General features: G+C 48.7%; 14 protein-coding genes and 2 pseudogenes. 15 read left to right on the top strand and 1 reads right to left on the bottom strand.

Going from position 1 to position 11,753, the window contains the following annotated elements; translation table 11 throughout:
- The first annotated feature begins 52 nt into the window (after positions 1 to 52).
- The 6 genes from ACGCCZ_RS11245 to ACGCCZ_RS11270 all read left to right on the top strand — a co-directional run bounded on the left by ACGCCZ_RS11245 (position 53) and on the right by ACGCCZ_RS11270 (position 4,883).
- Positions 53 to 388 (top strand): NFACT RNA binding domain-containing protein, encoded by a 336-nt coding sequence (locus ACGCCZ_RS11245; protein ID WP_411656075.1) that lies wholly within the window; start codon positions 53 to 55, stop codon positions 386 to 388.
- Positions 389 to 620: 232 nt separating this feature from the next.
- On the top strand, positions 621 to 1,127 hold the full coding sequence (locus tag ACGCCZ_RS11250) for a hypothetical protein (protein ID WP_411656065.1): 507 nt from the start codon (positions 621 to 623) through the stop codon (positions 1,125 to 1,127).
- On the top strand, positions 1,112 to 2,194 hold the full coding sequence (locus ACGCCZ_RS11255; protein WP_411656066.1) for an O-antigen ligase family protein: 1,083 nt from the start codon (positions 1,112 to 1,114) through the stop codon (positions 2,192 to 2,194). Before ACGCCZ_RS11250 ends, ACGCCZ_RS11255 begins: the two co-directional genes overlap by 16 nt.
- A gap of 238 nt (positions 2,195 to 2,432) precedes the next feature.
- A complete protein-coding gene (locus tag ACGCCZ_RS11260) occupies positions 2,433 to 3,251 on the top strand; it encodes a hypothetical protein (RefSeq protein ID WP_411656067.1) in 819 nt (272 codons plus the stop codon).
- On the top strand, positions 3,181 to 3,438 hold the full coding sequence (locus ACGCCZ_RS11265) for a glycosyltransferase (protein ID WP_411656068.1): 258 nt from the start codon (positions 3,181 to 3,183) through the stop codon (positions 3,436 to 3,438). The genes ACGCCZ_RS11260 and ACGCCZ_RS11265 overlap by 71 nt, the downstream gene beginning before the upstream one ends.
- 59 nt (positions 3,439 to 3,497) lie before the next feature.
- Complete coding sequence (locus ACGCCZ_RS11270) at positions 3,498 to 4,883, top strand: polysaccharide biosynthesis C-terminal domain-containing protein (RefSeq protein ID WP_411656069.1); 1,386 nt, start codon at positions 3,498 to 3,500, stop codon at positions 4,881 to 4,883.
- Between the two features lie 105 nt (positions 4,884 to 4,988).
- Here the strand turns inward: ACGCCZ_RS11270 and ACGCCZ_RS11275 are convergent, their stop codons facing one another.
- On the bottom strand, positions 4,989 to 5,213 hold the full coding sequence (locus tag ACGCCZ_RS11275; RefSeq protein ID WP_085534484.1) for a hypothetical protein: 225 nt from the start codon (positions 5,211 to 5,213) through the stop codon (positions 4,989 to 4,991).
- Between the two features lie 347 nt (positions 5,214 to 5,560).
- On the opposite strand from ACGCCZ_RS11275, the gene ACGCCZ_RS11280 reads away from it, so the two are divergent.
- The 9 genes and pseudogenes from ACGCCZ_RS11280 (at position 5,561) to ACGCCZ_RS11320 (ending at position 11,648) form a co-directional block, all read left to right on the top strand.
- Complete coding sequence (locus tag ACGCCZ_RS11280; RefSeq protein WP_143255220.1) at positions 5,561 to 5,896, top strand: arsenate reductase family protein; 336 nt, start codon at positions 5,561 to 5,563, stop codon at positions 5,894 to 5,896.
- A gap of 5 nt (positions 5,897 to 5,901) precedes the next feature.
- Positions 5,902 to 6,267: an arsenate reductase family protein gene (locus ACGCCZ_RS11285; RefSeq protein WP_054323886.1), complete on the top strand. Its 366-nt coding sequence runs from the start codon at positions 5,902 to 5,904 to the stop codon at positions 6,265 to 6,267.
- Positions 6,264 to 6,620, top strand: a pseudogene (locus ACGCCZ_RS11290) ((deoxy)nucleoside triphosphate pyrophosphohydrolase); the annotation flags it as partial. The gene ACGCCZ_RS11285 and the pseudogene ACGCCZ_RS11290, both read left to right, overlap by 4 nt.
- Positions 6,621 to 6,632: 12 nt before the next feature.
- Complete coding sequence (locus tag ACGCCZ_RS11295) at positions 6,633 to 7,052, top strand: VOC family protein (RefSeq protein WP_054323929.1); 420 nt, start codon at positions 6,633 to 6,635, stop codon at positions 7,050 to 7,052.
- 17 nt (positions 7,053 to 7,069) lie between these two features.
- Positions 7,070 to 8,665 (top strand): annotated as a pseudogene (locus ACGCCZ_RS11300) (peptide chain release factor 3).
- A 424-nt stretch (positions 8,666 to 9,089) separates the two neighbouring features.
- Positions 9,090 to 10,199 (top strand): hypothetical protein, encoded by a 1,110-nt coding sequence (locus ACGCCZ_RS11305; RefSeq protein ID WP_411656070.1) that lies wholly within the window; start codon positions 9,090 to 9,092, stop codon positions 10,197 to 10,199.
- Positions 10,196 to 10,462: a hypothetical protein gene (locus tag ACGCCZ_RS11310; protein ID WP_411656071.1), complete on the top strand. Its 267-nt coding sequence runs from the start codon at positions 10,196 to 10,198 to the stop codon at positions 10,460 to 10,462. Before ACGCCZ_RS11305 ends, ACGCCZ_RS11310 begins: the two co-directional genes overlap by 4 nt.
- The gene (locus ACGCCZ_RS11315) at positions 10,459 to 10,620 is read left to right on the top strand and encodes a hypothetical protein (RefSeq protein ID WP_411656072.1); all 162 of its coding nucleotides are present in this window, start codon (positions 10,459 to 10,461) and stop codon (positions 10,618 to 10,620) included. The genes ACGCCZ_RS11310 and ACGCCZ_RS11315 overlap by 4 nt, the downstream gene beginning before the upstream one ends.
- Before the next feature lie 311 nt (positions 10,621 to 10,931).
- Positions 10,932 to 11,648, top strand: coding sequence for a TasA family protein (locus ACGCCZ_RS11320; RefSeq protein WP_411656076.1), 717 nt, complete (start codon positions 10,932 to 10,934; stop codon positions 11,646 to 11,648).
- The last annotated feature ends 105 nt before the right edge of the window (positions 11,649 to 11,753 follow it).

Here is an 11,753-nt window from a genome sequence, read left to right on the forward strand (position 1 = left end):
GGAAAACAGAAGCCTGTCGCCGCCGCCGCTCCGTTGGAATTTACCTCCAGCGATGGTTTCCGCATCCTGGTGGGGACGGAATAACCGGCAGAACGACCGCCTGACGCTTAAGCAGGCGAACAACAATGATATTTGGTTTCACACGAAAAATATCCCCGGCTCCCATACCATTCTGGTGACAGACGGGCGGGAACTGACGGAGACGGCTATCCGTGAAGCGGCAATGCTGGCTGCGGCGCACAGCCGGGCGCGTGAATCTTCCCAGGTTCCCGTCGATTATACCCAAGTGCGCAATGTGAATAAACCTTCCGGCGCGAAACCGGGAATGGTGATTTACATCAAATACAATACGGTGTACGTAACGCCTGCGGCCTTTGAAGAGGCGTAAGGCTCCCTGTTTGGCGAAAACGCGAAAAAAGAATGATCAAAAGGGGGTATCGCCCAATGGGGAAAGGGAGAAAAGCCTTTTTTGGAGTTTCCGGGGGATGCGCCCCTGTCGCGTTGACAGAAAAGAAATGGATGGTATATAATATTCTTTATATTTCCTTAACAATTGGAATGAATCGGTTGAATGTTGTGGAAAATACGGGAATCGACAATTTCGGTTTGGAGGATACGGAATGAACGGATATACGGAGAAATCTGGCAATCTGCTGGAACGGATCGCGGATCTGCTTGCCGATTTGATGCAGACCATTTTCTTGGTCGTGCTCAAGCCTTTTGTTGGCTTGGCGCGGGTTATGAGCGAACGCCTGAAGAATTTTTTGATCAGTGCGTCGTTTTTCGGGATCATGGTCATCATCTACTTGGAGCATACCAATATCACAAGCTTGATTTTGCAGCATCTTCCGCTGCCTTCGGTCATTAAATATGTTTTCTTTGACTTGCTTGGTTGCGTACTGATGGCCGTTGTAGCGATTTGCTCGATTCAAGGGCCCTTGCAGCGGAAACGGTGCAATGCCATGATGACGTTGCTTTGGGCGGGCATGTGTATCTTTTTTATTGTATCCGCAATCTATACGTCTCTACTGGGCAGCAATTTCCATTATTTTTACATTGGTGTTTCCGTGCGTTTATTTTATCTGGAACAACCGTGGGGACGTACGGCACCTTGTTCCGTCTGGTGACCAAAGGGTTGGTGAGCTTCAATCTGGTCTTTTTTGTGTTGAGTGTCTTATTCAGCCCGATCACGGGCGGCCAGTATCGCGCTTTATTCACGAATGCGAACTCATTGGGACAGTACCTCACCTGTACCATTCCGCTCTTTATGATGAACTATACGCTTGCTTGGCGTAAGTGGGAGCAAAAGCCCCGCACAGCTTCTCCGGTGCGCCCGGAGTGGCGCCATCCTGGTTCTCTGTTCCGGTATGCCGCTTTCGCCTGCCGCGCTCATAAGGGGTTGCTCCCATCCCTGTTGGGGCTTGGGACTTCTGTTGCATTGATTGTATTCAGCCGTTCGCGGACTGCGCTTTTGGCAGCGGCCATTTCTTTTGCGCTTTGGTTTGTTTTGAATTATATCGTGGCACACTGGGGCGAAGGGATCAAAGCCATTGCTCTGCGCGCGATAAAACAGATCCTACCCATGCTTTTGGCAGTGGTAATCTGTGTTCCTGGTACGTTTTGGTTGGTCAAGGGCGGTACGTATGCGGTGTATTACTATGCGGCGGTCAATGACTTGTTGCCAGAGGAGTATGCGTATCTGGATCCCCGCCTGCAGGGGACAAAGCTGGATGACGCGATCAATGCGGCGATGGATCGTTTGGACACGGAGGGAAAGACCGCAGACCAGGTGACTACACACCGTACGTTGATCTGGAAAGCATTTGCGGATCGTGTAGAACCTCTCGGCCATGAGCGCGGTAAGATCTATGTACACGATTACGGCGTTGCAGCCACCGCACACAACTGCATAATCCAAATTTTATATGACAGCGGAATTTTTACGGCTCTGTTCTATTTTGCAATCAATGTGGCGTCCGGGTTCCGGGCACTGCTGTACTATTTGCGCCGCAGGAAAGGGGACCCATATGCGATCTTCCCGGTTTTGCTGATGCCCGGCTACTTGGTAACGTCGTTGTTGGCTTCCTCTTACCCGCCGTTTGCTTACAGCATTGCCTTGGTATACTGGCTGGTGCAGGCTCCGCTCTTTGAGAAAAAGATTCGTGAGCCTGAAGGTTTGCCCGAATGTGTATAAACAGGAGCGTCGCTATGAAACGACTCATTTTAATCACCGACCATTACCCGTATACTAGGGGGGAATTGCCCTTTATACAGCCGGAACTTGCGGTGACATGCCAGCATTTTGAGGTGACAATTATCTGTAAAAGCCCTGTGCAGGAACCAGAGTATTCGCTTCCTGCGGGGGTAAAGCTGTACCATTACCATAGGAATGCCACAACAGGGAAAAGCTCCGCAATCTATTTGGTTGCCTGTTGGATCGAAATTATTATCGCAGTGTGTTTGGAAAAGAGCATGCGAAGGGCTCATTGCGTGCTAGAGAAGCTGAGGTGCGCAATTTTCGTCTTTCCGCCCACCTGTTTCAAAAATATCTGCGGAGCGAGGGCTTTTTCGACCAGATCGAACATACCATTTATTATTCCTACTGGTATAATTACGGTGCTTTGGCTTTGGCTTTGGAGAAGCAGCGCCACCCGAGGATGCGCATCATCACCCGTACACACGGCTATGATCTCTATAATGAGCGTTCTCCGGCGGGCGTTCAGCCGTATAAATATTTCATGGACCGGCATCTGGACGCAGTGTTTTTTGTTTCCCGCCAAGCGCGGGCATATTATCTAAAGCATTTTGCGACCCAAAAGAATGATCATTACAAGATGGCCTATCTTGGTGTTCCGGACAACGGCTTGAACCCACCGGCAAAAGGGGATACCATCAGCCTGTTCTCCTGTTCCAATGTGATTCCAATCAAGCGCCTGGACCTGCTGGTGGAAGCGCTTTCCCTGCTTCACGGACGGAAACTCCGGTGGGTACATGCGGGCGGAGGCCCTCAGGAAGAGTATATTCATCAGCTCGCAGAAGAAAAGCTGGGGGGAATCCAGAAGTTTCCTATGCATTTTTGGGATCGGTGCCCAATGAAACGATTGTGGATTATTACAAATCCACACATATCGACCTATTTCTTACGGCATCGGAGACAGAAGGAGGACCCCGGTATCCATTATGGAGGCCTTTTCGTTTGGCGTGCCTGCTGTTGGAACGGATGTCGGAGGAATTCCAGAGATGATCCATGAGGGAACTGGTTTCCTTCTGGGGGCCAATCCGACTGCGGCAGAAATTGCGGCGGCGATTGCGGCCTATGCGGATGCAACTGCGGCTAAAAAGACCGCTTTGCGCAGCAATGCGCGCCAGCTGTGGCGAAATTCGTTTTATGATAAGGCCAACCATACTCGTTTTGTGACAGAGTTGGAGAAGCTCTGATTCAAAAAAACAGCATATACAGTCAAGGATACGGAATCCGGAATTTTGGAGGACGCACATTGGATAAATATAAAAAATTGATCTCCAATACCGTGATCTTTGCAATCGGCACCTTCAGCTCGAAGGTGCTGGTTTTTCTATTGATGCCGCTTTATACGCGCGTCCTCTCGGACGCGGAATATGGCATTACAGATCTGATTGTCCAGACGGGAAATCTATTGCTTCCGTTGGCATCCCTGGGGATTGTCAACGCGGTGATCCGGTTTGGCTTGGAGCGGCACGTCCGAAAGAGCGACGTATTCACCACAGGTTTGGCTACAATCCTGACCGGTTTCTGTATCATGCTCCTGTTGTATCCTCTACTGGATCTCTTGGACTTCCTATCGGGATACACGGCTTTAATCTATGCGTTTGTGTTGATGTCCAGCTTGCGGTCCCTTTGCTCCCAATTTGTGCGCGCACGGGGCCAGGTGCGGCTCTATGCGGTGGACGGCATCGTCAGTACCATAACGACGATTTTGTTTAACGTCTTATTTTTAGTCGTTTTGAATTGGGGAGTCTTTGGCTATGTATTGGCCATTGTATGCTCGGATACACTGTCGGTGCTGTTTTTAGGATTTAATGCGGAACTCTGGCATTTTGTACGGATTCACGGCTTGCGCCGTTCCGTTTCGAAGGCCATGTTGAAATATGCCGTGCCGTTGATTCCAAACAATGTGCTCTGGTGGATTACAAATGTCTCCGACCGCTATATTGTCTCCTATCTGCTGGGAAATAACGCCAATGGACTGTATGCGGTGGCCTATAAGGTCCCCTCAATCGTGGTGCTTGTTTCCGGGATTTTTATGGATGCTTGGCAGATGTCTGCTGTGACAGAGCAAGAGGGGCGCGGACGTTTTTTTACAAGGGTTTTTCGTTCTTATTGTTCCCTGCTATTTATTACTGGTTCGGGAATTATCCTGTTCAGCAAGGTGATTACAAAGCTCTTGGTCTCGGAAGCTTTCTACGCTTCGTGGCAGTATATCCCGTTTTTGGTCATGGCGACCGTATTCACCTGTATTGTCAACTTCCTCGGAAGCATCTATATGGTGGAAAAAAAGAGCATGCTTTCCCTGGCGACGACGACAGTGGGGGCGTTGACCAATATCGTTTTGAATTTCCTCTTTATCCCACGGTTTGGTGTCAATGGCGCAGCGTTTGCGACTTTTATCAGTTATTTTGTGGTGTTTCTCTTTCGTGCGGTGGATACCCGGCGTTTTGTCCGCATGCACTACAGCGGCCTGCGCCTGGCGGTGAATACCGTCCTTTTGCTGATTCAGAGCCTGGTGATGATCTTTGAATTTCCCAATTGGATTTTTATAGAGATTGGACTGACTGTTTTGATGATATTGCTCAATGCGAAGGAGTTGTTGATGAGCCTGCAAAAGATATGGGTACGCAAATAAAAAGCGGGTACGCCGGTATGCATGGAAGCAACTGCTTCTGTATACCGGCGTGCCCGTTTCGGATGAGAAAATAAGAACCTGTTTTGGAGGACCTTGGCTTATGCATCAGTGCGTGCGGCTATTGCCTTCTTTCTGTTGCAATCCATCGGGATGCCGGTTTTCCGGCTGAGGAATGGCGTAGATTTCTGTATAGGATTCAGCCTCCTCGTCCGAGGCCGGCGGTGTCGGGATCAGGCCGGTACATTCGGTAGCACAGGCGACTGTATCCAGATCGAAAAAGTCATCCTCTAAATTCATTGGTTCCACCTGCTTGTTTTTCGAATCGTTCATCATAGCGAGGCTCCTTTCCGCCGGATTCCGTGGCTGCCATCGGCGGCTTTTTTCATTTCCCCGGCATTGCTTATTTTGGCTATTGTTGCGCAAAAAATACACAAGGGTTCGGTGGAATCCATGTGCGAACGGTCAAAACCGTATGGGCATCGGTTGAATAGGGAAGTTGGAACCCGGGAAAACGCTGTAAAAGAGCCTTTTTAAGGGCCTGTGCAGCATATATGGGAATTTTTTGCAACAAGTTGGCTTTTCCTGCGGCCGCTGTATTGACTTTATTCTCCAGATCGGGGTAAACTATACCCGTTTGGTAATTGTATCTAAATCGCGGATTAAAGCGGGGGGATCATGTGAACATACAGATTTTTGGAAAGAAGAAGTGTTTTGATACGAAAAAAGCGGAACGGTATTTTAAAGAACGAAAGATCAAGTATCAACTGGTGGATCTGCCGCGCTTTGGGATGAGTAAGGGGGAACTGTCCAGTATCCGAGCAGCAGTGGGCGGTTTGGAACAGTTGGTGGATCAAGGGGCGGAAGGGGCGCTCCTCGTTCGGTATCTTGCCAGCGAGGATGCAAAAGTAGAAAAATTATTGGAGACCCCAGCGCTTTTTCGGACACCGATCGTCCGCAATGGAAGACAAGCAACGGTGGGCTATTGCCCTGAGATTTGGAAAACATGGGAGTGAACAACATGGCATATTTATTTGTAGAATATCCGAAGTGCACCACCTGCCAGAAGGCGAAGAAGTGGTTGGAAGAAAATGGTGTGCCTTATATAGACCGCCATATTGTTGAGCAAAATCCTACAGCCGAGGAACTGAAGGAATGGCAAACGCGCAGTGGTTTGCCATTAAAGCGCTTTTTCAACACCAGTGGTTTGTTGTATAAGTCGATGCAGTTGAAGGATCAGTTGCCAGATATGCCGCCGGAAGAGCAGTTTGACCTGCTGGCGACAAACGGGATGTTGGTGAAGCGCCCTATTTTGGTGGGGGATGATTTCGTTTTGGTGGGATTCCGTCCAGCCGAATGGGAGGCCTGGAAGGAGGCGCATGCATGACGGAGGTAGCAGCCGCTATTTTGCGCAGGGATGGTAAGATCCTGATTTGCCAGCGAAAGGAAGGAGGGAATTGTTCCCTTCTTTGGGAATTCCCTGGCGGGAAACGGGAAGCAGGGGAAACCATGGAGCAGTGTGCGATCCGGGAGTGTAAAGAAGAGCTTGGGATTGCCGTCCGTCTGCTGGACGTTTACGCAGAGAAAACCTATACCTATGGGACAGAGCCGTTTTCCTTTGTTTTTTATAATGCAGAGATCATCGAGGGAGAACCGGAAAATCACGTGCATCACGCCATGAAGTGGATTCGTCCAGCAGATTTGTTGCAGGAACCCTTTTGTCCGGCGGATGAGGAGGTTGTCCGCCGTTTGATGGAAGAAGGCTCGTTGCTTCATGCAGTGCATCATGTGGCGATTATTGTTTCGGATTATGCAAGGTCAAAGGCGTTTTACGTGGACACTTTAGGATTGGAAATTGTCCGGGAAAATTACCGTGAAGACCGGGATTCCTATAAACTGGACCTAAAGCTGGGGGATTGTGAGCTTGAGATATTCTCATTCCCAAACAGCCCGGAGCGTTTGACGCATCCGGAGGCCTGTGGGTTGCGGCATTTGGCATTCCAGGTGGCCAATATTCACCGTGCGGTTGCAGAGCTGCAAGAGCGTGGGGTTGAGGTGGAACCCATCCGCGTAGACGAATACACAGGGGATTTTTATACCTTTTTTATGGACCCGGACGGCCTGCCGCTGGAACTCAAGCAGTGCGCAGCGCTCGTGTCCGATGAAAATTGAGCAGTGGGGGAACAAACTTGTCTAAGTATGTGAATGAAATCGAGAAAAGAAGGACATTTGCCATCATTTCGCACCCGGACGCCGGTAAAACAACATTGACGGAGAAGTTTTTGTTGTATGGCGGGGCAATTGCGATGGCGGGTGCGGTAAAGGGAAAGAAAGCGGCGCGCCATGCGGTTTCTGACTGGATGGAAATAGAAAAACAGAGGGAATTTCTGTCACCTCCTCTGTTATGCAGTTTCATTATGAGGGATATTGTATCAATATTTTGGATACGCCCGGACACCAGGATTTCTCTGAGGACACATACCGCACACTGATGGCGGCGGATTCTGCGGTGATGGTGATCGACGCAGCTAAGGGCGTTGAGCCGCAGACCCGTAAATTGTTTAAGGTTTGTTTGTTGCGGGACATTCCCATCTTCACCTTTATCAATAAGATGGACCGCGAGGCGCGCAATCCATATGACCTCTTGGATGAAATTGAGTACGAGCTGGGAATCAAAACCTATCCGATGAATTGGCCAATTGGCTGTGGGAAGGAATTCAAGGGTGTTTATGATCGAAATAAAAAGGAGATCATTGCCTTCCGTGCAAACGATGAGATGGCCAATGGACAGCGCCAGGTAGCGGCAATAGAAGCAGATCTCAGCGACCCGAATTTAGCGGAACTGATTGGCGAGGAGCATCGGCAGACTTTGGTGGATGATGTAGAACTGTTGGATGGAGCAGGCTATGAGTTTGACCTCGAAGCCGTACGGCATGGGCGTTTATCGCCGGTGTTCTTTGGTTCAGCGCTCACCAACTTTGGAGTGGAGCCTTTTTTGGAGGATTTCTTGCATATGACGACCCCGCCTCTGCCGCGCAAATCCGACAGTGGAGAAATCGATCCATTTGGCGACGACTTTTCCGCCTTTGTCTTTAAGATTCAGGCCAATATGAACAAGGCCCATCGCGACCGTGTGGCCTTCATGCGTATTTGTTCCGGACGCTTTGAAAAGGGCATGGAGGTGCTCCATGTCCAGGGGGATAAGCGGATGAAGCTTTCTCAGCCGCAGCAATTGATGGCGCAGGAGCGTGAGATTGTCGATGAAGCCTATGCAGGGGACATCATCGGCGTGTTTGACCCAGGAATTTTTTCCATTGGGGATACCATCAGTATGCCGGGGAAGAAATTCCGCTTTGAAGGCATTCCCACGTTTGCCCCCGAACATTTCGCTTTGGTTCGCCAGGTGGATACTATGAAGCGTAAACAGTTCATCAAGGGAACGTCGCAGATCGCACAGGAGGGCGCAATCCAGATTTTCCAGGAGCTGGGCGGCGGCATGGAGGAAGTCATCGTTGGAGTTGTGGGCGTCCTTCAGTTTGAGGTCCTAGAGTATCGTTTGAAGAATGAATACAATGTGGATATTCATATGGATATGCTTCCCTATGAGCATATTCGCTGGATTGAAAACGAAGGGCTGGCACCCCAAAACGTTAAATCTGACCTCGGATACCAAGCGGATACAGGATTTAAAAGGGAATTATCTGTTGATTTTTGCCAATAGTTGGAGCATCAATTGGGCTTTAGAGCACAATGAAGGATTGCAGTTGGCGGAATTTGGACGATAACCCGTCGTTGGAGATTATTGGCAGGAAAGATGAAAGGATTTTCAGGAGTGTATTTACCTGAAGGTCCTTTTTTCGAATTCCAGTGTTTATATGGAACCAATCATGCTCCATATAATTCCTAAAAAACAATCACTTTTTTCATCTATACCTTGAAAAATAGGACAATGTCGATTATACTAATGGTAAGATATGGCTTACATAGTGCAAAATTATGTGACCTTTATAATCTGAAATCAGAAAAAAACTTTGCGATAGTTTTTTCTTATATAGAACGAGATTTGAAAGAAAAAGTGGTATAATCATTCAAAATAAAAGTTAGATTTTGGCGTTGAAGCATAAATCTAGCAGATCTATCCAAGTGTGGACAAAGGCTTCTAAATGGATGGGTCCCCAAAAAAGAATCAGGAAACCAGGAGGGGCATACATGAAAAAGCGGGCATTTTTCGTATTCCTTTCGCTTACTATTGTGTTCAGTGCAATTTCTGCGTATCTGACACAGGCAGCGGCAGAGCAATTCCTGGGAAGCGGCGCATGGCATGTAGATGAGGAAGGCGTTCTCGAACAGGAGGATGGCTATTATGTCTATACCATCAAGCCAGGAGATATTCAGGATGGTGTAGCGACCGTCCGTTTTGACCCAATTGCTTCCCCGTATGTGTTGATTGAGGATAATTATCATCCCGGCAGCAATACAGGTGTAAAAGTAAAGCTGATTAATGAGAGCGGAAAAAAACTTGTCTGGGAATCCGGTGGATACGATTTTACCACCGTCAATAATTATCAGGTTGGCGGACCGATTCCAGTGGATATCGATCAGTATACTGGTTTTGAGTCTGTAGATTACGGAACGGAAGACCATGAATATTTGTTGCAGTACGGCACTGCCTATCAGACAAACCCAAATTCGTTCGACGTAAAAGGGTTTGATGGGCAATATATTCGCTTTGCGGTGGCCGCAGTCCGGACAAGCAACAAACCGATGGCGCGTTTGTTTGGAAAAGAGGATTCCTATGACGTCACGTTGGTTGAGGCTGTACAGGTAAACGACCGTGTGAAAGAGGCGCTTACATTCCGCGATGCAAATGATCAGGAGAGGTCTGTTTCTGCGGACCCAGATCGTACATATGCGGATTATCTTAAGTTATATTACAACGTGGATTCCCTGGAGGATTTGAGCAATCAGCAAAAATTGGAAGTCTTAGGCGGGGAGATGGAGTTCAAGCGCTTTTCAGAGGATGCATCCGAGCATTTTTCACCGGATACAACCGACCCAATCTTCGATGTGTTCAAATTGTATGGTATTATCAAGCCAAACAATCACTATCAGATGTTGGAGACGGACCCCGAGCTTTTAGCGATGGGATACCATTATCTCTATAGCAATTGCATGCGTTTTACCTTTGACGCAGAGACTTCCCCCATAGATGGAGTGAAAGATTCCGCCAATGGGATGAGTATTGCCGATTTTATGGAAAAGATCCTGCTTCCGCTGCAACTAGAAATGCGGAAGAAGTCTTTGGCGGAACCGTTTTGAATGAAAATGATGCACTGGCTTTGGACCATTTAGCGTTTGCTTATCAGGCGCCCAATGCGTTTAACTGGATGCCGCACTGTATTGATTTCAATTTTTCTCTAAAGTTTAAAGTGGACGACGACAGTTCCAGTGGCAGTTCGTCATCTTCAAAGCCGTCTACAAGCAGTGGTGGCGGTGGCGGCGGCGACCATGATAAGCCCCATGGCGGCGGAGGAATAGCAGTTCGTCCATTCCGTCGAGTTCTACAGGCGAGGGGACGGTGAGTACGCCGATGATTCCGGGGGAGACACCTTCTACGACGAGCAGTACCACAGGAGTGGAAAGCGCCGGAGATACGAGTGCTGTTACTGCGACCAGCGAACCTTCTGGGGAACGCCGAGATCGACTGGTGGGAAGCCTAAAACGGGGATTCAGACGCTAGCTTTACTGGCTGTTTCTGCTTCTCTTGCAGTGGGGTCCGGTGTGCTGTGCCTATTGTGTAGAGGAAAGAAAGATAAAAACGAAGAGGAACATAAGAGGAAGTAATTTCCATTTAACGGCGAATCCGTAGATGGTTTTTGAGGAAGAACGTCTGCGGAAAACGGCAGAGGAACAAAAACGCCGTTTGCATGATTGGGAATGTAGCCGTTTGGAAGCGGGACTGTAGAGGGAGTTTTGCTTTGCAGACCGTTTCCTGAATTTAGCCGCGCGGACGTCTTTGCATAAAGATGTCCATAAACCCAAATATATTCAATAGGAGGAAACAAAAATGAGCGCAAAGAGAAAACTGGCAATGTCCGGGTAGCAATCCTGGTTGTTCTTACCCTCATCGCAGGCGCTACCATGGCTTGGTTCACCGACACAGAGAAGGTCAATGCGAACTTCACCGCTGGCGTGCTGGACATCAGCATCAAGAATGCGGATGGCGAAGTTGCAACCGAGTTGAACTTCCAGAACATGCGTCCGATGGAAAAGGATACCTTCGTTGACGAGGCTACGGCAGTTCTGAATGGCGAGAATCCGTATGAGGGAGAAGGTTATGATCCGACTCCGGTTTACGTACAGCAGTTCGCCATCAGCAATGAGGGCACTCTGCCTGTCAACCTGAAGCTCTCTTTCGAAGATGCGACACCGGCAGAACACAATATTCGGAAGCTGGTTCCGAACGGCAACGGCGGCATCAAGAATGTGGGCGAGTGGGCATGCAACAACGAGTTGGGCAAAGCTTACACTGCGCCGGATGCAGAAGATGAGAACTACTATGCAGCCGAGAATTATAAAGGAACCAATACACACTTCCATGTCGTTCTCTTCCAAAAGGTTGAAGATGCATGGAAAGTTGTTGCTGAAGACATCAGCCTTGATACCTTAAAGGATGAAAATGGCTACGTTCTGATGAACGGCGATCAAGAGCTGGTTCTCCCGGCTGGCGCAACGGCAGAGGATAATACATATGCTCTGGGCGCCTGATCCGGATCAGGATGCCGGCAATGAGTATCAGGGCAAAGAGTATCATGTTAACTTCACTGTCAATGCAAAGCAGACAGATGAAGGTGCAACTTTTGCAAAATAATT

Source organism: Anaeromassilibacillus sp. SJQ-1 (genome assembly GCF_046693725.1).
GTDB lineage: Bacteria > Bacillota > Clostridia > Oscillospirales > Acutalibacteraceae > Anaeromassilibacillus.

Excerpts from the sequence above, each read along its gene's own strand:
- ACGCCZ_RS11250 (WP_411656065.1), top strand. The coding sequence starts at position 621 with ATGAACGGATATACGGAGAAATCTGGCAATCTGCTGGAACGGATCGCG.
- ACGCCZ_RS11275 (WP_085534484.1), bottom strand. The coding sequence starts at position 5,213 with ATGAACGATTCGAAAAACAAGCAGGTGGAACCAATGAATTTAGAGGAT.
- ACGCCZ_RS11295 (WP_054323929.1), top strand. The coding sequence starts at position 6,633 with ATGGAAGAAGGCTCGTTGCTTCATGCAGTGCATCATGTGGCGATTATT.
- ACGCCZ_RS11305 (WP_411656070.1), top strand. The coding sequence starts at position 9,090 with ATGAAAAAGCGGGCATTTTTCGTATTCCTTTCGCTTACTATTGTGTTC.
- ACGCCZ_RS11245 (WP_411656075.1), top strand. The coding sequence starts at position 53 with ATGGTTTCCGCATCCTGGTGGGGACGGAATAACCGGCAGAACGACCGC.
- ACGCCZ_RS11285 (WP_054323886.1), top strand. The coding sequence starts at position 5,902 with ATGGCATATTTATTTGTAGAATATCCGAAGTGCACCACCTGCCAGAAG.
- ACGCCZ_RS11265 (WP_411656068.1), top strand. The coding sequence starts at position 3,181 with ATGGAGGCCTTTTCGTTTGGCGTGCCTGCTGTTGGAACGGATGTCGGA.